Origin of the sequence: Listeria booriae (genome assembly GCF_000766865.1) — a bacterium.
GTDB lineage: Bacteria > Bacillota > Bacilli > Lactobacillales > Listeriaceae > Listeria_A > Listeria_A booriae.
Window position 1 is genome coordinate 256093 of sequence record NZ_JNFA01000019.1, and the last position, 23173, is coordinate 279265.

General features: G+C 41.8%; 22 protein-coding genes. 3 read left to right on the top strand and 19 right to left on the bottom strand.

The window, feature by feature from the left end:
- Positions 1-65: 65 nt before the first annotated feature.
- Positions 66-674 carry a lysophospholipid acyltransferase family protein gene (locus EP57_RS07155; protein ID WP_036085491.1) on the top strand — a complete coding sequence of 203 codons (609 nt, stop codon included), beginning with the start codon at positions 66-68 and terminating at the stop codon, positions 672-674.
- Positions 675-732: 58 nt separating this feature from the next.
- Here the strand turns inward: EP57_RS07155 and EP57_RS07160 are convergent, their stop codons facing one another.
- From EP57_RS07160 to yneA, 10 genes are all read right to left on the bottom strand, one after another.
- Entirely contained in the window at positions 733-1236 is a 504-nt protein-coding gene (locus EP57_RS07160) for a hypothetical protein (protein WP_036085492.1), read from the bottom strand.
- A 116-nt stretch (positions 1237-1352) separates the two neighbouring features.
- Positions 1353-1832, bottom strand: coding sequence for a CcdC family protein (locus tag EP57_RS07165; protein WP_036085493.1), 480 nt, complete (start codon positions 1830-1832; stop codon positions 1353-1355).
- 78 nt (positions 1833-1910) lie between these two features.
- Positions 1911-3710, bottom strand: coding sequence for an ABC transporter ATP-binding protein (locus EP57_RS07170; protein WP_036085494.1), 1800 nt, complete (start codon positions 3708-3710; stop codon positions 1911-1913).
- Positions 3697-5463, bottom strand: coding sequence for an ABC transporter ATP-binding protein (locus tag EP57_RS07175; RefSeq protein WP_036085495.1), 1767 nt, complete (start codon positions 5461-5463; stop codon positions 3697-3699). The genes EP57_RS07170 and EP57_RS07175 overlap by 14 nt, the downstream gene beginning before the upstream one ends.
- A 328-nt stretch (positions 5464-5791) precedes the next feature.
- Positions 5792-6973: an amidohydrolase gene (locus EP57_RS07180; RefSeq protein WP_036085496.1), complete on the bottom strand. Its 1182-nt coding sequence runs from the start codon at positions 6971-6973 to the stop codon at positions 5792-5794.
- Between the two features lie 200 nt (positions 6974-7173).
- Entirely contained in the window at positions 7174-7410 is a 237-nt protein-coding gene (locus tag EP57_RS07185; protein ID WP_114982960.1) for a YneF family protein, read from the bottom strand.
- Between the two features lie 233 nt (positions 7411-7643).
- Complete coding sequence (tkt, locus tag EP57_RS07190; protein ID WP_036085498.1) at positions 7644-9638, bottom strand: transketolase; 1995 nt, start codon at positions 9636-9638, stop codon at positions 7644-7646.
- 189 nt (positions 9639-9827) lie between these two features.
- A complete protein-coding gene (locus EP57_RS07195) occupies positions 9828-10076 on the bottom strand; it encodes a DUF896 domain-containing protein (protein ID WP_036085499.1) in 249 nt (82 codons plus the stop codon).
- Between the two features lie 21 nt (positions 10077-10097).
- Entirely contained in the window at positions 10098-10550 is a 453-nt protein-coding gene (gene mscL, locus EP57_RS07200) for a large conductance mechanosensitive channel protein MscL (RefSeq protein WP_036085500.1), read from the bottom strand.
- Between the two features lie 74 nt (positions 10551-10624).
- Entirely contained in the window at positions 10625-10954 is a 330-nt protein-coding gene (gene yneA / locus EP57_RS07205; RefSeq protein ID WP_036085501.1) for a cell division suppressor protein YneA, read from the bottom strand.
- Between the two features lie 160 nt (positions 10955-11114).
- On the opposite strand from yneA, the gene lexA reads away from it, so the two are divergent.
- Positions 11115-11729, top strand: coding sequence for a transcriptional repressor LexA (gene lexA, locus EP57_RS07210; protein ID WP_036085686.1), 615 nt, complete (start codon positions 11115-11117; stop codon positions 11727-11729).
- Positions 11730-11785: 56 nt separating this feature from the next.
- Here the strand turns inward: lexA and glnA are convergent, their stop codons facing one another.
- The 8 genes from glnA to EP57_RS07250 all read right to left on the bottom strand — a co-directional run bounded on the left by glnA (position 11786) and on the right by EP57_RS07250 (position 20346).
- Positions 11786-13123 (bottom strand): type I glutamate--ammonia ligase, encoded by a 1338-nt coding sequence (gene glnA / locus EP57_RS07215; RefSeq protein ID WP_036085502.1) that lies wholly within the window; start codon positions 13121-13123, stop codon positions 11786-11788.
- Between the two features lie 59 nt (positions 13124-13182).
- Positions 13183-13551 (bottom strand): MerR family transcriptional regulator, encoded by a 369-nt coding sequence (locus EP57_RS07220; RefSeq protein WP_036085503.1) that lies wholly within the window; start codon positions 13549-13551, stop codon positions 13183-13185.
- A gap of 195 nt (positions 13552-13746) precedes the next feature.
- Positions 13747-15024 (bottom strand): methionine gamma-lyase family protein, encoded by a 1278-nt coding sequence (locus EP57_RS07225; protein ID WP_036085504.1) that lies wholly within the window; start codon positions 15022-15024, stop codon positions 13747-13749.
- The gene (hflX, locus tag EP57_RS07230) at positions 15021-16235 is read right to left on the bottom strand and encodes a GTPase HflX (RefSeq protein ID WP_036085505.1); all 1215 of its coding nucleotides are present in this window, start codon (positions 16233-16235) and stop codon (positions 15021-15023) included. The genes EP57_RS07225 and hflX overlap by 4 nt, the downstream gene beginning before the upstream one ends.
- A 138-nt stretch (positions 16236-16373) precedes the next feature.
- The gene (hfq, locus tag EP57_RS07235) at positions 16374-16607 is read right to left on the bottom strand and encodes an RNA chaperone Hfq (RefSeq protein ID WP_036064844.1); all 234 of its coding nucleotides are present in this window, start codon (positions 16605-16607) and stop codon (positions 16374-16376) included.
- Positions 16608-16740: 133 nt separating this feature from the next.
- On the bottom strand, positions 16741-17667 hold the full coding sequence (gene miaA, locus EP57_RS07240) for a tRNA (adenosine(37)-N6)-dimethylallyltransferase MiaA (RefSeq protein WP_036085506.1): 927 nt from the start codon (positions 17665-17667) through the stop codon (positions 16741-16743).
- 85 nt (positions 17668-17752) lie between these two features.
- Positions 17753-19423, bottom strand: coding sequence for a glycerol-3-phosphate dehydrogenase/oxidase (locus EP57_RS07245; protein WP_036085507.1), 1671 nt, complete (start codon positions 19421-19423; stop codon positions 17753-17755).
- Positions 19424-19617: 194 nt separating this feature from the next.
- A complete protein-coding gene (locus EP57_RS07250) occupies positions 19618-20346 on the bottom strand; it encodes a glycerophosphodiester phosphodiesterase (protein ID WP_036085508.1) in 729 nt (242 codons plus the stop codon).
- 265 nt (positions 20347-20611) lie between these two features.
- Between EP57_RS07250 and EP57_RS07255 the strand changes: the two genes are divergently transcribed.
- Complete coding sequence (locus EP57_RS07255; RefSeq protein WP_036085509.1) at positions 20612-22483, top strand: acyltransferase family protein; 1872 nt, start codon at positions 20612-20614, stop codon at positions 22481-22483.
- Positions 22484-22522: 39 nt separating this feature from the next.
- On the opposite strand, the gene EP57_RS07260 is transcribed toward EP57_RS07255, so the two are convergent.
- Positions 22523-23167 carry a hypothetical protein gene (locus EP57_RS07260; protein WP_036085512.1) on the bottom strand — a complete coding sequence of 215 codons (645 nt, stop codon included), beginning with the start codon at positions 23165-23167 and terminating at the stop codon, positions 22523-22525.
- Between the last annotated feature and the right edge of the window lie 6 nt (positions 23168-23173).

Genomic DNA, 23173 nt, shown 5'->3' on the forward strand with positions numbered 1-23173 from the left:
GACGTTTTCCGAATCTTTCAGTATACTAAAAAGAAGATAAAAAAGAATCATGGGAGTGAACTAACTTGTTCTATACATTTGCACGAAACACCGTACATGTCATTTTAACAATTCTCGGCGGTCGTTTCCAAGTTCAAAACAAAGAGAAAATTCCAGAAGCACCGTTCGTCGTTGTTTCTACGCATACCACATGGATTGAAATCCTCTACCTCGGCTTTGCGATTAAACCGCTACAAATCAACTATATGGCCAAACAAGAACTTTTCAAAACAAAATTCCTAAACTGGCTAATGCGTCACCTAAACGCCTTCCCAGTTAACCGTGAAAACCCAGGCCCAAGCGCTATCAAACTACCAATTCGCCTCCTAAAAGACGGCAAAGTAGTCGGCATCTTCCCAAGTGGCACACGAAAATCAGCCGGTCTCCATCTAAAACGCGGCGCCGTAACAGTTGCCCTAAAAGGTAAGGTTCCAATTCTACCCGCTGTTTATGACGGCCCGAAAACATTTGGTGAACTTCTAAAACGCAAGAAAATCACAATTCGTTTCGGCGATCCAATTCACTTCAACGATAAAGACGTCGAACAAAAAGATTTGCTAGAAATGAAATCAGAAGCAGTATTAAACGCTTTTGAACAATTACAATCCGAAATCAATGCAACCAAATCCAAATAACAACAAAACGCGTAGCATCCATTTTCATGGGTACCACGCGTTTTTTCATGTCGCTAACTTATGCAGCTGTATCCGTCATAATATCAGAAGGTGCCAAACCAGCATCTTTCAATACTTTACCAAGATCTTTAGAAGCCTTTTTCATCGCGTCATCTGCTGATTTCGTATCGATTGGAGAAGCTTTCAAGCCTTTTGCTTCCTCCGCATACGCATCGCTCAACTCTTTGACAGCATCTTTAAATTTATCTGTGTACGTTCCTAAATTCGGCACTTTTGTATCTGCTAATACTTGTGATACTTTATCCGCAGAATCGCTTGCCGCTGTTGCTAATGTCGTTAATTCCGCACCAGTTGGCGGTGTGTCGCTACCAATTGCTGCTTGATACGCATCATAATCCGCATCGTTATCATTAATTTTTGCAACTAAATCCATGTAGAAATTCATGATGTCTGCTTTCACATCTTTTTTCTCTGTTGCTTGCTCATCCTTATTTGTTTCTCCACAAGCTGCTAGTCCGAAAACAAGCGCAAGTGAAAATAAAGCTATTAATACCTTTTTCAAATAAAACCCTCCTCTTTTTGTTATACCTGTCGCCTAATTTGTGCAACCTTATTTATTATAGCTATGTTACAACAATATTTCAACCGTTTGTATAGAAGAAATATACACCTTGTTCATCACGAAGCTTCTTCAGGCTGTTCCAACTTCTGCGCCACATTTTTATATTGGAAATACATTGCAATTCGCCACGGAACAATCATCGCAAAAGCAAGTATCCAGAACATTCCCGATAACTCACCAACGTCCACCGAACCACTAATCCAATACTTAATGCCTAATCGAATCAACAGCAAGCTTAGTAAAATAACCGGAAATGATTTCGTGCGCTTAATAAAGACATATTGATGTCTAATTTCAAATCGCGTTGTCCAAATTAAAATCAGCGAGAAAACCAGCCCCATAACGACAGCTTCTAGAATCCCACCCGGTGACACACGGAAGTACGGAATCACAAACATTAACGCCCCCGTGCTCATCATAATCGGTGGAATAATAATTTTCTTCACGGACGCCGGTTCCTTCGACGCCTTCATCCGAATTAAAATAACCCCCACACCAAAAACAAGCGTAATAATAATTGATAAAATAAATGACACTGTCTCTTCCTCCTAATTTCAGCATGTTTCTTGCCTCATTATAAACTTTTTTAGAAGAAAAACAACCTTTTTGACCGTTTAGCCAATGTCTTCTAAATCCATTCCGCTGTTTTGCAGTTGATACATCGAATGATAGACACCGCCATGTTCCAGCAACGCTTCATGCGTCCCGCGCTCAATAATATTTCCCTTACTAAGCACCAAAATTAAGTCAGCATCTTTAATCGTTGATAACCGGTGCGCAATCGCAATCGTCGTTCGACCTTGTCGCATATTCCGCAAGCCCGTTTGAATCAAGCTCTCCGTCTCTGTATCAATATTCGCCGTCGCCTCATCCAACACGAGAATTTGCGGATTCGTCACAACTGTCCGCGCAAACGAAATCAATTGCCGCTGCCCACTAGAAAACGAAGCCCCACGCTCAATCACCTTATGATCATATTTGTCCGCCAGCGTATTAATAAACCGATCCGCCTGTACAAACTGCGCCGCTTCCACGATTTCCTTATCGCTAATCAACCGATTATGCAACCGAATATTGTCTTTAATCGTCCCATAAAACATAAAACTATCCTGCAAAACAAGCCCGGTCTTCGCACGCAATTCCTCCATCGGATACCGCTTAATTGACTCTCCATCAATCAAAATCTCGCCTTTTTCAAACTCATAAAAGCGCATCATCAAATTGATAATCGAACTTTTTCCACTTCCCGTATGACCAACAAGCGCGACGGTTTGTCCTGACTCTACTGTAAACGAAATGTTTTTCAGCACATCTTTTTGCCCATCATACGAAAACGTGACATCTTTAAATTCAATTTTTGCATTTTCAATCGTTAAATTATCTTTTGCGTCTTGCTCTGGCGCTAGCTCCGTGCCATCCATAATTCGGAATACACGCGAAGCCGCCGTAATCGCCTCCTGATACATCGCCAAGCGCTCCATAATGTTATAAATCGCCTCTAAAAAGCGGTCAAAATAACTAACAAACGCAAAAATCGTACCGATAGCAACGGCTCCCGAGAACGACTGAATCCCAAAGAAACTAAGAATCAGCACCACCGCAAGCGAATAAATCAAATCAATCGCAGGACCTAGCAACAACGCATTAAACTTAATGTTTTTCATACCAACATCATAGTAGTCCTTATTAATCGATTCAAACTCACGAATCAAACGTTTCTCCTGGTTAAATTGCTGCACAATCGACATACCAGAAATCGACTCGGCAATCTTGGCATTAAGCTGACTCAACTTCTCCCGTTTCGCCCGGTAAAACTGCGAACTATACTTGCGGTACACAATAATAATCAACACCGTCAGCGGAAAAATTAGCAAGCTATACGACGCCAACTGCGCATCCAGTACAAACATCGCTGAATAAATCCCCACAAGCATAAACAAGCTCTGAATCGCCGTTCCTAACACGTTAATAAACATGTCCTTAATCGCTTCCGTATCATTCGTTACCCGCGAAACCAGACTTCCCGCAGGCGTTTGATCGAAGTACCGCATCCCCATCGTTTGTAATTTACTAAAAATATCAATCCGAATCCGCTGCACAATGCGTAATGCGATTTTTTGGAATAGGACAAGTTGGAAATACCACACAATCGAGCGCCCAATCGTCAAACCAATGTACGCCGATGTGAGCATTAAAATCGGTCCAGCTGCAAAATGAAGCGGCGTCAAATAGTCATCCAAGATTTTTTTAATAATAATCGGTAGAAACACATCGGCTAACGTCACAAGTAAAACGAGGAATATCGTCACACTCAGCGCTGGCACGTGATATTTCGTGTAACTAAATAAGCGTTTTAATACCGCGCGATGTTCTTTCCCGTCCATCGTCAGCATTTCTTCATTATTCGGTTCCATTCGTCTCACCTCCAGCCTCAATGAATTCCTCTAGTTGTTGATTATGGAACATATCCGCATACCAGCCATCAAGCGCCATCAATTCCGCATGCGTCCCGCGTTCCACAATTCTTCCCTTATCAATCACAACAATCAAATTCGCATGTTCCACGGAACTAAGCCGGTGCGCACTAATAATCGTTGTTTTATCTGCACGATTTTCTTTCAAATTTTGCAAAATTTTCTCTTCGGTCTTCGCATCCACAGCCGACAGCGCATCATCTAAAATAAGTAATTCCGGATTCATAATTAGCGCACGAGCAATCGCCAGTCGCTGTTTTTGACCACCCGAAAGCGAAACACCACGCTCGCCGACAACCGTATCATAGCCATCCGTGAAATCCATTATGTCCTCATGCACTGAAACCATCTCCGCAATGCGCTCCACCTCAACTTGCGGCAACTCCGGATTTCCAAAACGAATATTTTCCCGCACCGTTGTCGAAAACAAAAACTGATCTTGCGGCACATAACCAATCGCTTTTCGCAACCCACGCACCGTATAGCGCTGAATCACTTCTTTATCGAATCGAATCGTACCATCATACGCATCATATTCTCGCATCAGCAATTTCAGCAACGTCGTCTTCCCAGAACCAGTCCGCCCGACAATACCAAGCGTGCCACCAGCTGGCAACTGAAACGCAACGTTCTCCAAGGCCGGCTTCTCTTCATCAGGATACGTAAAAGCTTTCAAATCAAAGTCAATCGCCCCTTTTGGCACATCATCCAGCGCACCTTGCTCATCGCGCACTTCCTCCGGCTCATTTAGCAATTTATTCAACCGATCATACGAAGCATTCCCGCGCTGAATCACATTAAACAAGAAGCCAAAAGCCAACATCGGCCAAATCAGCAAAAACAAATAATTCGTAAAAGCAATGACCTGCCCAATCGTAAGCGTCCCTTCCATCACGAATTTCGAACCAAAACCAAGCGCCAAAACAAACGAAACACCAACAATAATGGAAATCATCGGATCAAACATCGCATCTAATTTGGCAACCTTCACGTTCACGCCAACAACTTCCTCCGTCTGCTTCCTAAAATCCTCGATGTCCTCCTGCTCCTGCCCGAACGTTTTCGTCACCTTAATTCCCGACAAACTTTCCTGCGTCTTATCATTCAACTTCGAAAATTCCGCCTGCGCACTATGAAAACGATCATGCAACTTCCGGCCAAGCACGGAACTCCCCCAAACCATAAACGGCATCGGAATAAGCGCAATCAGCGTCAAACGCCAGTCAATCGTAATCGCCATCGTCAAAATAACCGTACTCCCCGTCAAAATCGAATCACAAAGCGTCAGCACACCAAACCCAGCCACCTGCTGAATCGCCGAAATATCATTCGTCGCGTGCGCCATCAAATCTCCCGTCCGATACCGCTGAAAGAAAAACGGTGACATCTTCGACAAATGCTCAAATAGCCGTAACCGCAATTTCCGCTGCAACTTATTATCCGACCCAAAAATCATCATTCGCCAAAAATAGCGAGCAACATAAGCAAACAACGCTGCACCTAATAAAATTCCCATCCACATCAGCAACTGATTTTTTGTTAACGTTTCTTTCGTTACCGCGTCCACCGTCATCCCAATAATTTTCGGTGGCACCAGTTGAAGCAAGGTAATCATAAATAGCAAAGAAACCCCGACAATATACGACCGTTTCTGCTCTTTAAAAAACCAGCCCAACTCCTTATAAATCTTCATTTCGCCAAACCCTCCTTCAAAAACACCATTTTTTTCCTAATTTGGACATAAAAAATAACGGACACATCTTGCTTTGTCCATTACTGTTTGGAAATCTATATCGAATTTAAGCCATAGGAGTCCCTTAAATAAACGTGCACATCTCCCTCGATATAACGGACGCTGAAAAACGGTCCTTCCCTACAATAATGGTCTTCACATCAAATCCAATTATCTTTTTCATCGTCCTTACCTCCTCTTCGAATTTGTTTACAGAAACTAGTGTAACCGATTTCTTTAAAAGATTCAAGTAAATTGTAAATTTTTTTATTTCACAGACAAAGAACCCTTAAAAAGGATTCTCCGTCAAATACGCAAACGCATACTGCGCATAAAGCTCTGCGCCCAGAACCATCGCATCCTCGTCCACATTAAAACGCCCATGGTGATGCGCCCATTCCGTATCTTTTTCAGCATTTCCCGAACCGACAAGCGCAAAACATCCCGGCGTATCTTGCAAATAATAGCTAAAATCCTCACCTGCCGTCGTTGGCCGATCTGAAAACAACACATCCCTACCAAAACTATCCGTCACAACACGCTGCGCTAGCATCGCACTATCCGCCTCATTAATCACAGCATGCGTCCCATATCGATACGTCACATCCGCCGTCGCACCATACGTCGCCGCCACATGTTCCGCATAACGCCGAATCGCCTGCTCCAATTTTTCACGAACTTGCGGGTTAAACGCGCGTATCGTTCCTTCCAAAATCGCATGCTCCGCAATCACATTATAGCGCGTCCCAACATCCATTCGACCCACTGTAAAAACTGCTGGTTCCAGTGGATCTGTTTCCCGCGAAACAATTGCCTGCGCGCCCATCACAAAAGCCGAAGCAACCACCGAAGCATCCACACACGCATGCGGCATCGCACCATGACCTCCACGTCCCGTAAAATGCACCTCCACAACATCCGCCGATGCAAAAACCGGGCCCACATTACACGAAATCGTATTCATCGGCATTTGCGACCAAATATGAATCCCGAACACATTGTCCACGTCCGTCATCACACCCTGCTCAATCATCGCCTCCGCACCCTCCGTAATCTCCTCAGCCGGCTGAAAAATAAAACGCACCGTCCCGCGAAGTTCATCCTTCACAGAAACTAGCGCCTCCGCAGCATTCAGCAACATCGCCGTATGCGCATCATGCCCACACGCATGCATTTTCCCGTCGTTCTCCGATTTATACGCCAATGTCTCACTAAGCTCCATCACTGGCAACGCATCCATATCCGCACGCAAAGCCACCGTCTTACCTGGCTTCCCACCAACCAATTCCGCCACAACACCCGTTGGCTCCATCCGTCGACATTCCAGCCCAATCCGTCCCAATTCCTCTACCACACGATTCGTCGTCCGAATTTCCTGCCACGACAACTCCGGATACCTATGTAAATCCCGTCGAAAAGCAATCATTCTCTCCTCATTCCGCTTCACTTCACGCTTCAACTTCTCATTCATTCCATCGCCTCCAAGCAGTTTTTCATATATTTGTCCATTTTATCACGCGCACCACAGATAAGCTCCTACCAAGTCCCACAGCACAAAAAAACACCCTCTAAAATTACGTATCACCACGTAAAATCAGAGCGTGCGGTCAGTCAAAGAACTTACACGACTATTATTACAAAAACGAATCAGTGCAATGAAGCCCTATTTCATTATTTTTTCTTCTTAGTCTTCGCTTCTTTTTCTTGTTGTTTACCCATTGCATTCATCATTTGATTGATTTTCTTCTGTGACGGTTTCATTCCCATTTGGGCCATCATCATTTGCAACATTTGTTCATTAATTGGTGGGTTCTTCTTCAGGTACGTCATCATGTAACGTCTTGCGATAAAGAATCCAAGCGCTAAACCTGCAAGCAAGCAAAGTACGCCGATAAGTATATACCACAACATATTCTCTTTCTCCTCCTCGAAACTATCTATCCCTCTTATTGTACTTGATTTATCAGGTCAAAACAATAGTTTTTCCACATTCGAGACCAATAAAAGTTTAAAAATCACAACTGCCTCATTATACCATCAACGACTTATTTGTACAATCCTCATCACGCATTTTCTTTACAAAAAAACAGCGCAGAACTGCACTAGTCAAACTAGCCGTCCCGCACCATTTCATCTGCTTATTATAATGATTTCACAGTCTTCACTACATTTTCAACTGTAAAGCCATAGTTCTCAATAATTGTATTACCTGGTGCAGATGCGCCAAATTTATCGATACCGATTGTTTTGCCATCAAGCCCCACATAACGTTCCCAACCAAGTGTCGCACCCATTTCAATTGAAACACGTTTACGAACAGCATTTGGTAGGACACTTTCTTTATACTCTGCTGATTGTTGCTCAAACAAATCAAACGATGGGATACTAACAACAGATGCGTCAATACCGTCTTTCGCTAATTCTGTTTGTGCTTGTACAGCTAAGTTCACTTCAGAACCCGTCGCCAAAAGAAGTACATCAGCAACATCTTTTTTCGCTGGTGATAACACGTAAGCTCCTTTTGCCACGCCTTCTTCTGCTAGTTTCGCCGAGTTTGGCAATGTTGGCAAGTTCTGACGAGTCAATACTAGCGCTGTTGGACGATCATTCGAAGTAATCGCGATTTTCCAAGCTGCTACGACTTCGTTACCATCTGCTGGGCGAAGTACTGTTAAACCAGGCATTGCGCGAAGTGATGCAACATGTTCTACAGGCTCATGTGTCGGACCATCTTCCCCTACAGCAATACTATCATGTGTTAGCACATAGTTTACTGGCAAATGTTGAATCGCTGACAAACGAATTGCCGCACGCAAGTAATCTGAGAATACGAAGAATGTTCCACCGTACACTTTAAGACCTGTATGAAGCGCCATGCCATTCAAAGCAGCTCCCATTGCAAATTCACGAACACCAAACCAGATATTGCGATCTGCAGGCGTTTCTTTTGTAAATTCGCCATCCGTTGCGATATTTGTATTGTTTGATCCAGCTAAATCAGCTGATCCACCGAATAATTGCGGTAATTTCGCTGCTAACGCATTGATTACTTCACCACTAGAAGCACGGCTAGCAAGTGATTGGTCATCACCGTAAGATGGTAAATCTTTATCCCATCCTTCTGGAAGTTCTCCGCTCAAGCTAAGTTCTAATTGTGCAGCTAGCTCAGGATATTTCTCTTTATAAGAAGCAAACATATCGTTCCACGCAGCTTCTTCCTGTGCACCACGAGTTCCAATCGTCTCTTTAAAGCGGTCATACACTTCACTTGGAACGTAGAAATCTTCTTCATAATCCCAACCATACGCAGCTTTTGCAGCCTTCGCTCCATCAGCACCAAGTGGAGCACCATGAACTTTGCTAGTTCCAGCATTTGGAGCACCGAAACCAATAACCGTCTTCACTTCAATCATTGTTGGTTGCGTTGTATTTTGTTTCGCTTTCTCAATCGCCGCTAGAATCTCAGCTGTATCATTACCATCTTTCACTAATAAATGTTCCCAACCATAAGACTCAAAGCGTTGTTTCACACTTTCAGAGAAAGATTTATCCAAATCACCATCAAGTGAAATATCATTTGAATCATATAAAAGCACTAAACGACCTAATTGTTGATGACCCGCTAGAGACGCCGCTTCAGAAGCAACACCCTCCATCAAATCTCCATCACCACATAATGCATATGTATAGTGATCCACGACTGGGAAGCCATCTTTATTATACATTGCTTCTAAATGTCTTTCTGCCATCGCCATACCAACAGCCATTGCAATACCTTGACCAAGTGGGCCAGTCGTTGCATCCACGCCATCTGTATGGTGAACCTCAGGGTGACCAGGTGTTTTACTATCCCATTGGCGGAATTCTTTCAAATCCTCAAGACCTAATTTATAACCACTTAAGTGTAATAGGCTGTAAAGTAACATCGAACCATGACCTGCCGACAATACAAAGCGATCGCGGTTAAACCAATGTGAATTGGCTGGATTAGCCTTTAAAACTTTGGACCATAAAGCATATGCCATAGGTGCAGCTCCCATTGGAAGTCCTGGGTGTCCAGAATTGGCTTTTTGAATTGCGTCGATTGATAATGTTCGAATAGTATTAATTGCTAATTGATCAGTTTTATCAAACAAATGAAACATCCTCTCTTGTTTTAGTCACTACTATTCATAATAATCCTTTCCAACGTTTTTCACAACTAAAAAATACGTATATGTTTAAAAATGTGTTAAATTGATTGTTTTTGTTCGTTTTAGATTAAAAAAAGCGCAGGAACACAAAACTAGCGCCCCCACGCTTTCCCTTTACTACAGATGATACTTTCATTCTTTACCTTGTTGTAACTTATTTCGCTCTTCACGTTTACGTTTAATCTTGTCAGGTGTCACATCATCACCATTCGGATCGATAAATGTCGTATGTTCAATTGTTGTTCGAACTTGGCTACGGAATGACTTGATGTATTCTTGACGCAACAAATCTTGCTCTACCTTCTCATCAGCTGTGAGCGTCCCATCCTTCTTCTTGCGAGATAATTCATTAATACGATCAATCTTTGCTTTTTCTAACATTATACTTCTCTCCTATTCTTGTTAAACAGTTGCATTGCCTTCTGTAGCCACTAGCTCCGATGTGCAGTGAGGGCATTTCGTTGCCTTCTCAGGAACAGATGACAGACAATACGGGCACTCTTTCGTCGCTGGTTGTTTCGGCTCTTGAGGCATGTACTTCGATATAAGCTTAACAATTAAAAAGACAGAGAATGTAATGATCAAAAAGCTGATAACATTATTGATAAATAAACCGTAATTAATTGTTGGTGCACCTGCATCTTGTGCTGCTTTCAATGTATCATAATGCGTACCGTTCAAACTTAAAAATAAATTAGTAAAATCAACGTTACCAATCAGTAATCCTAAAGGTGGCATAATAATATCATCAACCAACGAATTAACAATGCTTGTAAATGCGGCGCCTATTACAATCCCGATGGCCATCGCAAGTGCATTCCCTTTTGCAATAAAAGCTTTGAATTCTTTAAACATCTAAAAACCTCTTTTCATTTCACGATTAACGCCTATTTTACATGAAAAGCATTGGTTTTTAAAGTAATTACCCTTTACTCGTTCGCTAGTTGAATAGAATTATCTTGTTCTAGATTGGTCTGCTTTACCGGAATAACAATCTTATCTCCTGCTGTTAACTTCCCGTCAATTAATTGATTCTCTTTCTCAACCCACGCAACAAAATCTTGCTTGCTCATCTTATATTTCCCTGCATAATCGTCGGCTAAGCTCCAGATAGAGTCTCCAGATGCAATGCTCACCTCATTGTACTCAGTATCCGCTTGATTCACTGTTACGATTAATAATACAATCCCCAATACAAAACAAGTAATAATAAAAATAATAGCAATATAATATCGATCCCAAATAGATTTAAACGTCATCTTTACCCCTCCAAAAGAATGTATGTTCGCTTTTTCTTTATTATAGAACACTCGTTCTACTATGTCAACAAAAAAACGAACAATTGTTTGCATATCGATAAATTATTTGCTATACTTGAGTTACTAAAGAAGTAACAAAAGAGTAAACGGGGTGAAACAAATGAAATTATCAAAACGTCAACAAGATATCTATGACTTTATCAAGTCTGAAGTAAAGGATAAAGGTTATCCACCTTCTGTACGTGAAATCGGTGAAGCGGTTGGTTTAGCTTCGAGTTCCACTGTACATGGACATTTAGCTCGTTTAGAAGGAAAAGGTCTCATTAGACGGGATCCAACCAAACCGCGTGCGATTGAAATTCTTTCATTAGATGATGATATAGCAACACCAAGCGTTGTCAATATCCCGTTAATCGGTAAAGTAACTGCTGGTATGCCTATCACTGCGATTGAGAATATCGATGAATACTTTCCACTTCCAGAATACATGGCGAACGGTGAAACAGAAATCTTTATGCTTGAAATCGATGGTGAGAGTATGATTAATGCAGGTATTTTAGATGGCGACAAAGTTATTGTACGTCAGCAAACTTCTGCAAATAATGGTGAAATCGTCGTCGCAATGACAGAGGAAGATGAAGCGACTTGTAAGAGGTTTTATAAAGAAGCAAACCACTTCCGACTTCAGCCTGAGAATGACGCATTAGAGCCAATTATCCTTAATAATGTCTCTATTTTAGGTAAAGTTATCGGTCTATATCGCGATATTCGCTAAACACAAAAAAGAGGTCCCCGCCAAATCTGGCGGAGGCCTCTTTTTTCTTATATATCTTAGTAGATTTCTAAATATTGATCGCGTTCCCATTGGTGGACAGCTGTTCTAAACATATCACACTCAATTGTTTTCGCTTCTACGAAATGCTCGAAAATGTGTTCGCCTAAGCCATCAACAATAACGTCATTTGACTCAAGTTCTTTTAGCGCCATGGCTAAGCTTTCAGGCAAGTCATAAATGCCGTGTGCATGACGCTCTTCTTCATTCATGCCATAGATATTACGATCCACTGGTTTTGGTGGCGTTAATTCATTTTTAATACCATCTAAACCTGCGCGAAGCAATACAGCCATCGCTAAGTATGGGTTCGCTGCTGGGTCAACGCTACGAAGTTCTAAACGTGTGCTCAAACCACGCGAACTTGGTACACGAACAAGCGGGCTACGATTTTTACCAGACCAAGCGATATAACAAGGTGCTTCATAACCTGGAACTAGACGTTTGTATGAGTTGATTGTTGGATTTGTTACGGCAGTATAGCCTTTTGCATGTTTTAACATACCTGCTAAGAAATGATATGCTGTTTGGCTTAATTGCTCTTCGCCATTCTCATCAAAGAATGCATTTCCATTTTCATTAAATAAGGACATGTTAAAGTGCATACCTGATCCGTTTACACCAAACAATGGTTTTGGCATGAATGTCGCGTGTAATCCGTGCTTACGCGCAATTGTTTTTACAACTAACTTAAATGTTTGGATGTTGTCACAAGCAGTAACGGCATCCTCATATTTAAAGTCAATTTCATGTTGTCCTGGCGCTACTTCATGGTGACTTGCTTCGATTTCAAAGCCCATTTCTTCAAGTTCTAATACAATATCACGACGACAGTTTTCGCCTAAATCGGTTGGCGCTAAGTCGAAATAACCGCCGCTATCGTTCAATTCCAATGTCGGTTTGCGATTCTCATCCAGTTTGAAAAGGAAAAATTCGGGTTCAGGTCCTAAGTTAAAATCTGTAAATCCTAATTCATGCATTTCGGCTAATACACGTTTTAAGTTAGCACGCGGATCCCCTGCAAAAAGTGTTCCATCTGGATTATGAATATCACAAATTAGACGCGCAACCTTGCCTTTTTCAGCTGTCCATGGGAATACTACCCACGTATCAAGGTCTGGGAATAAGTACATATCGGACTCTTCAATACGAACGAAGCCTTCAATGGAGGAACCATCAAACATCATCTTGTTATCCAATGCTTTCGTTAATTGGCTAATCGGAATCTCTACGTTCTTGATAATTCCTAGAATATCCGTGAATTGCAAGCGGATGAATTTCACATTTTGTTCGTCTGCGAAGCGAAAAATGTCTTCTTTAGTATACGATGTCGTCATAATTAAATCCCCCTAATATTTTGATATTATATAAACTTATTAAAAGTAAATATCTTCTGTCAAAACCTCGGCAACTGTTGCTTCCCAGAGGCGTCTTGCTTCACAAAGCGGCCAGCTTGTTGCATTTCTTTGCGTAAAATCTTGCGCACATCTTCATCCGTGAGTGGTGTTTTCTGTTCATCCTGCTGCATTTGGTACATTTTCTTAATTCCTGCAATATTCAGACCATCATTCAAATAATCTTTAATCTCAAGTAATGTATCGATGTCTTGAAGCGAATACAATCGATGATTCCCTTGATTCCTTGCTGGGTGTATTAATCCTTGATCCTCATAGTAACGAATTTGTCTAGCTGTTAAATCTGTCAACTTCATCACAGGACCAATTGGGAAAAGAGGCATCGATCTTCTAATTTCCTTCTCACTCACGATTTTTCCCCCTTTACAAAACAGCATTTTTTTCATTTGTTAGTTGCATTATAATGTATGTAATATCTTTTGTCAAATTTATGTTAGATAATCTAACATCTTCATAAAACCTTTCATACCAACGCTTTTCCTATCAAACAAAAAAACAGCAAAAATAAATTTACTGTTTTTTTCAAACTTTTTTACATCTAGATGTTATACCGGTAATTGTAAAAGTCCGCGTTTTATTAGGCTTGCCATTGCTTGTAATACAGCGATTTTTACGTGTTCATATGTCAGGCCACCTTGGACATATAATTGGTATGGTTCGCGAATTGGACCATCAGCAGTCAATTCTAAGCTAGCTCCCTGAATAAATGTTCCTGCCGCCATAATGACATCATTTTCATAGCCAGGCATGTAGGCGCCTTCGGGAGTTACGTGTGCATTGATTGGAGATGCTGATTGAATCGCTTGGGCAAAAGCAACCATTTTTTCTTGATCATGAAAAGAGACGCTTTGAATAAGATCGGTTCGTGGCGCATCCCAAACTGGATCAGTTTCTATCGCACATGCAGCCAACATTCCAGCTGTGAACCGTGCACCTTTAATGGCTTGCGAAACAACGTGCGGCGCTAAGAAAAAGCCTTGATACATTTCTAATAAGCTGTACAAAGATGCGCCTGCTTCCGCTCCAATTCCTGGTGTCGTTAAGCGGTACGCACAGCGCTCTACCAAGTCACTACACCCCGCAATATATCCACCTGTTTTCGCTAAGCCACCGCCAGGGTTTTTAATTAAAGAGCCTGCAATCAAGTCAGCGCCAACTTCAATCGGTTCGGTCATTTCGACAAATTCGCCATAACAATTATCTACAAAAACAATAACATCCGGCTTTATTTGACGCACATAAGCAATCATTTCTTGTATTTGCGCAATCGTGAACGACGGTCGGTCTGCGTATCCTCGTGAGCGCTGAATGCCAATCATTTTTGTTTTAGCGGTTATTTTTGTTCGTATTGTTTCTAAATCGACTGCACCATCTGCTAGTAACGGCACCATGTCATATCCAATCTGATATTCTTTCAATGAACCTATGCCCGCACCGCGCACACCAACGATTTCTTCTAACGTGTCATATGGCGCACCTGTTATATATAACAAATCATCTCCAGGTCGCAAAACACCGAATAAAGCCGTCGCAATCGCGTGTGTTCCAGAAATAATTTGCGGCCGAACTAACGCAGCCTCCGCTTTGAAAACATCGGCATATACGCGCTCTAACGTATCTCTGCCATCATCATCGTACCCATAACCTGTCGATGGCGTAAAGTGAAAATCACTGACTCTGTTTTTCTGAAAAGCTTGCATGACTTTCCATTGGTTTTCTTGTGCAATCTGCTCTGTTTCTTGTTGCAATGCCAAAATCTGTTTTTCCACTTGATTGGCTAATGCTTGTAGTGGCGCAGGTATTTGATTTAAAAATGTTGTCATTTCCTCGTTTCCTTTCGTGCTTGATACCCTTTTAATTGATAGCTTTCCGTTTCTTCATCAAACGTTTCTTCAATGACGACCGTTTTTTGTTTGTATTGATATAACGCATGCCCGTCACTCACCGGAATCGTCACAATGTACGGTTGCCAAATCTGTTTAATCTCCCATAACATATGCTCTTTTAAAATGGCTTGGCTTGATGGTTCTAGCGCACTAATTTGGACATAGTTCGGTTGCGTTGGAATAAAATAAGGCAACTGCTTGTCCGCTTTGTTATAGATTGTCAAAATAGGAATATGTTGCATCTCCAGTTCCGCTAAAAGTCCAAGAACCGTTTGTTCATGCTGTACATAGTCTGGATTCGAGCAATCCACGACATGTAGCAATACGTCCACATTCGCCGTTTCCTCAAGCGTCGAGCGAAATGCAGCCACCACCGTCGTCGGCAAATCCTGAATAAAACCAACCGTATCCGTCAAAAGCGCCGTGTAACCTTGCGTAAATCCTAGTTTTCGCGTAGTCGGATCAAGCGTCGCAAACAACTGATCCTCCTCCAGCGTCTTCGCGTCACTCAAACGATTGAACAGCGTCGATTTCCCAGCATTCGTATAACCAATCAAGCCGAACCTGAAAATATCCTGATCATTTCGCCTCGCCGTCATCCGTTCTCGGTGTTTCACAACAACATCCAGCTGCTTCTTAATGTCTACCATCTTTTGTCTAATGTGGCGCCTATCCATTTCAAGCTTCGTTTCCCCAGGACCACGCGTCCCAATCCCACCACCAAGCCGCGACAAAGAAATCCCTTGGCCGCTAAGTCGAGGTAATAAATACTGATACTGCGCCAAAGCCACTTGCAGTTTTCCTTCTCGCGTTTTGGCCCGCATCGCAAAAATATCTAAAATCAACTGCGTCCGATCCAAAATTCGCGCATCAATGACTTTCGCGATATTCCGAACTTGCGTCGCACTCAATTCACTATTAAATAAAACAACATCGACATCCATCTCTTCCACAAATGCCGCAATCTCCATCAATTTTCCCGAACCGAGAAATGTCGCTGGATGTATTCGTTCTCGTTTTTGCGTTACTTCCCCGACTACGTCTGCCTGCGCCGTCTTCGCCAAGTTGCCCAGTTCTAGCATCGAATAATAAAAATGTTCCTCACTTACTTTTGGCAATTCACAGCCTACTAAAATCGCTCTTTCCATCGCTTGATGTTCGCACCTCTATTCTTGACCTCATGCCTAATCGTAGCATAAAAGCCAGCACATGAAAAGCCGAATGTCCATGGCGCACATAGCACACACAAACATTCGGCTGGGTAATCATTTCGTTATTCTGATTACTTATTCATCATCTGATTTCAATGCCACATTTTTTTGCGGCGAGAATGTTGATATCGCATGTTTAAACACTAGTTGTTGCTTGCCATCCACATCGAGTAGCACGGTAAAGTTATCAAAGCTAATAACACGTCCACGCAACTGGAAACCATTTGTTAAAAACACTGTTGCCAAAATTTTCTCTTTCCGCAATTGATTTAAGTAATGATCTTGTAACCCTTGCCCACCTTGTTTCATATTGAATCTCTCCTATTCTCTATCTTTATCAGTTATCTTTATTTTAAACGAAATGCGGCAGAACTACAAATTGCACTCCCTAAAAAAAGATTCTTTTTTCTATGCTAGTCTCAAATACCCTTTTTGGTTATAGTTAAAACCCTTTATTCACTGTCAAAAACTGCTTAATCTCGCTTGTAATCACGCTTTCTATTTCCGGTTCATCAACATCAAACCAATGCACATCCATCCGATTCCGAAACCACGTTAACTGCCGTTTTGCAAAGCGCCTAGAATTGCGTTTTAATAACGTAATCGCATCATCCAACGTCATCTTGCCATCAAAGTATGTAAACAGTTCTTTATAGCCGATACCACGCACCGCCGGCACATCGCGCAAACCAGTGTCGTATAAAGCTTTTGCTTCCTCTAACAACCCTTGCTCCATCATGATATCGACACGTAAATCAATCCGCGCATACAAAAGTTCTCGTTCGCGTGTCAGTCCAATCAATAACGGCGCAAACTCGCTCGCCTGCTCTTCTTGACTCTGCAACTCCGAAAACTTCTTACCCGAAAAATGATGCACCTCTAACGCACGAATAATGCGTCTCGGATTGTTCGCATGCAGCCTTTCCGCACTTTCAGGATCAACCTTTTGCAACATTCCTAATAATTCCTCGCCAGGTTTCTGCGCTAATGCTTCACGATAAGCCACGTCACCCTCCACCTCAGCAAATGTATAGTCATAGAGTACCGACTGAATATATAAACCAGTCCCCCCAACGATAAACGGAATTTTTCCAGATTGCCAAATTTCGCGAATGAGGCGATGTGTTTCCTTTTTAAAAATGGATGCGTCATATGGTTCACTCGGTTCGGTAATATCGATTAAATAATGCGGGACACCAGCCATTTCTTCAGGGGTTATTTTAGCTGTGCCGATATCAAGTCCTTTATACACTTGCATCGAGTCACCGCTTATGATTTCACCGTGAAACTGCTTGGCCATATCAATGCTAAGCGCTGTTTTCCCAACCGCAGTCGGACCAACGATAACAATAACTGGAATCTTATCCAAAAAAACCTCCCCTTTCGATATCTCCAATGTATCATAAATTAGAGATTTGTAAAGGGAGGTTTAGGATATCATGCCTACTTATTTTTTAATGCCAGTCTGCTGGTTCACGAGCATCGTCAATTTGTGTTTGTAATTCTGTTACAAGTCTTGCTTTTGTTTCATCATCCCATTGGAATAACTCGTTCATATCTGCGACAACGGCTTCTTTCCATTCTAGCAAATATGGCATATCAAACAGCAAATATCCTGTACGACGTAATAAGAAGTCGATTGGGTGTACAACGGATTCGTGATAAATCGCATAACGCAACTGCGCGTATAAGCTGTTTGGCAACTCGGACGTGCCTTTTTCTTTATGTTCTTGCGCGTAAGTGAAAACAAGATCGATATTAGAACCGTAACGTTTCGCTAATTCGCGACCTTCTTCTAATGTCCAACCGAAGCGATTATTGCCTTCTTTCGCTTTCTTCTCAATGAAAGCGTCGATATTAGCTGAACCGCCGACATCGCCACCTGAGATTGGTAAATGGTGTGTTTGTACCGTTTTGAATTTCTTACCTGTTTCTTTTGCAAGTGATTTGGATACTTCGTCGAGTAATTTCTCGGCCATCTTGCGGTAACCTGTTAATTTCCCGCCAGCCATTGTGATCAAGCCACTTTCAGAGAACCAGACTTCATCTTTCCGGGAAATTTCAGATGGATCTTTTCCTTCTTCATAAATGAGCGGACGCACGCCAGCCCAGCTTGATTCGATGTCATTTTCACTAATATGCACGTCTGGGAACATGTAATTAATCGCTTTAATCACGTATTGATGGTCTTCTTCGTTCGCTTTTGGATTAATCACCATTTCGTCATATACCGTATCTGTTGTTCCGACATACACTTTCTTCTCCCGCGGAATCGCAAATACCATGCGACCATCTGGTGTATCAAAATAAACAGCCTGCTCCATCGGGAATTTCGATTTATCAATGACAAGGTGAATTCCTTTCGTTAAGCGAAGGTGCTTGTTATTAGTCGTATAATCCATTTTCCGAACACGGTCAACCCAAGGTCCCGCCGCATTAATCACACGACTACCTTTAATATCAAAAACTTTACCTGTAATCAAATTGCGCGCTACAACGCCTGTCACATGTTTTTTATTATCATAAAGGAAATTCTCTGCTTTGGTGTAATTGATAACTTTCGCGCCTAATTCGACGGCTTTTTTCATCACTTCTATCGTTAGACGGGCGTCATCTGTACGGTATTCCACGTAATAACCCGATCCTTTCAAGCCTTCTTTTTTGACGAACGGGTTTTTAGCTAATGTTTCTTTTGCTGATAAAATTTGGCGACGTTCATCTTTTTTCACGCCTGCTAAGTAATCGTAAAGTCGAATTCCGAACGAAGCGCTTAGTTTCCCCATGTTGCCGCCTTTGTGAAACGGTAGCATCATCCATTCTGGTGTCGTAACGTGTGGACCATTTTCATAAACGATGGCACGCTCTTTCCCTAAATCTGCAACTTCTTTAATTTCGAATTGTTGTAAGTAACGCAAACCACCGTGCACTAATTTTGTGGAACGGCTTGAAGTTCCTGCCGCAAAATCTTGCATTTCAATAAGGGCTACACTCATGCCGCGTGATACAGCATCTAATGCGATCCCCGCGCCTGTAATCCCTCCACCGACGATGACTAAATCAAATGTTTCCTCCGTCATCTTCGTTTGAATTGTCTCTCTGTCAAAAGCTGAAAATAATTGTACCATTCTCGTTTCCCCCTTCAATGTTCTAAACTATTACTATCTGTTTTCCACTTTCAGCCCGAATTGAAACCGAGCACAAAAAAGAGAGACTACAAAACAAGCGATTGCGCTCGCTATTTGTAGTCTCTCCGTATCTCAGACAATAATTATTATTAACTTGTAACCAATTATAGTACATCACTTTGGCAAAAGTAAAGCTATTTGTTTCTTTTTTTTCGGAGTTCCACTGCCTTCTCTGGAAAATCCGTCATAAAACCAAGCACATTTTCATCAAAAAGCGCTTCGATTTGCTTGTCTTGATTCGCCGTCCAACACCTTGTCGGGACATCTGCAAAGTCATCGATATTACGAATTTTGAACGGTGGGTTAATACTGTCTAATCGCAGACTATCCTTTTGCGCTAACGCTTCTTCAAATTCCAGGCCCGTAATCGCAGAAAGTTTAATCTCCGAATCTAATTCCCGCAGCCTTTTAAGCGTTTCTACATTAAACGAACAAAATAAAAAGGTCAGGTTGCCCGTGTTTTTTCGGCATAATTCTAACACTTTCTCTTCAATTCCAGGATAATCGTAAGTATCTGTCTTTAATTCAATATTTAAAATCAACGGGTACTTATTTAGCGTTTGAAGGACTTCTTGTAAAGTTGGAATCTTTGTTTTCTTAAATAAAGCCGCAAAACGTTTACGATAACCTTGATGAGCGTCCAATTTCTTTAGTTCTTTTAGCGTTAGTTCACATACTAATCCTGAGCCATTGGTTGTACGGTTGACTTTATCATCATGAATGACCACCGGAACTCCGTCTTTAGATAGCTGTACATCGAGTTCAATACCATCAGCACCAACCCTTACTGCCTCTAGAAAAGCTGGCATTGTATTTTCTGGATGCGTCCCTTTACTGCCTCGATGGGCAAATATTTCTGTCATTGTCTTCACCTCGTCATATACGTCATATTTCATTCTTTATTATACATAGATATGACCATTGTCTCAAATTTTTAAAAAAGCGATTTTTTTGCCCCCTATTGAATTACAGTCAAGCGTTGATGTGTTATTATAGGGTATGTAGTAGGACACATTGGTTGACGAAAATATAACTGGGGAGTTAGTGATATCATTTTGCCCCACTACGGATTTTAGCAAGCGATGGGAAACATTCTTTCCATATAGATTTGCAGTTAGGAGAGATTGCATGGAGAGATCCGCTCGACATAAAAGAAAATACGTACCGAGCATAGACGGACTTCGAGCATTGGCAGTTATTGCCGTTATCGCGTACCACCTAAGTTTCGGATGGGCTTCTGGTGGTTTCCTAGGAGTTGACATCTTTTTTGTTTTATCTGGTTATTTAATTACGAACATTTTATTAACGGAATGGGAAAATAACGAACGTATTGATTTAAAGAAATTTTGGATTGGGCGTTTTAGGCGCTTGATTCCAGCAGTTTACTTGATGATTGTAGTCGTGGTCGTTTTTGCAGTCATTTTTAATCGACCGTTACTCGCGACACTACGAGGGGACGCCACAGCTTCGTTTCTTTACGTAAGCAACTGGTGGTTCATATTCCACAACGTCTCTTACTTCGATTCATTCGGAATGGCCTCACCACTGAAAAATCTATGGTCACTAGCCATTGAGGAACAATTTTATCTAATCTGGCCCTTGTTCTTATTCGGAGCCTTGAAATTTATAAAAAAACCAAAAGCGATTTTGCGAATCATTATTATCGCAGCAATTCTTTCAGCAGTATGGATGGCAATTCTTTATTCACCAGACGGCGATCCAAGTCGTGTTTATTATGGCACAGATACACGAGCATTCGGCTTGTTACTTGGTGGAGCGCTAGCTTTTGTCTGGCCGTTTACAAGACTTTCGCCAAACATCCCGCTAAAAGGCAAATTAACAGTAAACATCGCCGGCACCGTGAGTGTCTTGATTTTCTTGTTTTGCGTTGTTAATTTGAATGAATATGATTCCTTTTTATATCGTGGTGGTATGTTCCTAATAGCAATAAATGCGATTGTGATGATTGCGACGATTGCCCACCCTGCTTCTTATTTGAGCAAATTGTTTAGTTTTAAACCGTTGCGCTGGATTGGGACGCGATCGTACGGCATTTATTTGTGGCACTATCCGATTATTACTTTAACGACACCGATTACAGAAGTCGGCACACCGAATTTGATGCGCGCAGCCCTACAAGTAGCCGCAACATTCATCATCGCCGAGCTGTCTTATCGTTTTGTAGAAACACCGATTCGAAAAAATGGTTTTATCGCTTACATCAAATCTTTTCGATTCCAAAATCTATTGCACTGGCGTGGCTATCCGATTGGAAAATGGGCGTTGACCGCAAGCCTCGTTCTTGTTTTAGGATTTTTCGCATTAGGTATGAGTAACTTAATTCCAGTGAAATCAAATGCAGAAGGTACGCAGAAAACGAGTGTCAAAACAGTCGCGAAAGCTGAAACACCAGCAGCTACGCCAAAGAAAGAAACACCGAAGAAAGAAGCGCCACCAGACACAGATACAACAAAGAAGAAAGCAACAGCACCACCTAAGAAAGAAGTCGCAGCAACGACACCAGATCAGATTAAATATGCCAAAACCGTTGCTATCGGCGATTCATTGATGATTGACATCCAGCCTGTACTAGAAAAAGCCGTTCCAAACATCGCAATTGATGGCCTCGTTGGTCGCCAAATGGTCGATGCGCTAAATACCGCAACCCAATACGAAAGCTACAACGCAAATGGCAATGCGGTAATTATCGAACTCGGAACAAACGGCCCGTTCGCACTGAAGAAAATGGAAGAACTCGTTCAAATGTTTGATAAAGCAAGCATCTATCTCGTCAACACACGCGTTCCTCGTCAATGGGAATCAGAAGTTAACGAATCCATCAAGAAAATTGACGCAGAATACGATAATGTGACACGTGTAGATTGGTATAGCCTTGCTGTTGATCATCCAGAATATTTCGGCCGCGACGGTGTCCATTTAACGAAAAAAGGCGTCGCAGCGTACGTAAACCTACTAACGCATAAGATGGCGAATAAATAAGAAAGAGGAGTTTGGTAATCACGCCAAACTCCTTTTTGATTATAAAAAAACTAGTCGCTCCTCTTCGTTAAAAAGCGTTCGAATTTCCTTAGATTGAAACAGCGCATCTTGTTCTTGATAAAACAAATACAACATCAACACACGATCAAAAGCGATACTAATCGCAATACTTTTCGGACGAACTAGCGTTTCTCGGTGTCGTCTGCCCTTCAAATCAATATAAAAGCTACGCCCCGAATCCCAATCCGTCTCCAAATTAATAGAATCGGGCTTCTGTTCATTTTCAAAACTATACAAATGCTTCGGTATATGCAATCGCAAAAAAAGACCTAACGCTCGTTCAACCGTTGCAACATCTGGGCTCATGTCAAAGTCCGTATCACGCAAATATGCTCTAATTTTATGCACATATTTCTGCCGATAATGACTACGCATTGTCCATAGATAAAAGGTCCGCGCCCCTTCACGCTCATCGGAAAATGTCGCTAAGTGCTCTCTTTCCAATAATTTCGCCTTCTTACTGCGAACATAAAAATAATGCCACTGTTCGCTTTTAGACAATCGTTCACGCTCTAATCGATAATAGTCTTCATCGCTTTCGTGGTACGTTTCAATCCCATTTTTAGTAACGATAATCTGCTCCCCACGCTGTTGCAATAATCGACAAATACGCTCTAATTCCATAAAACT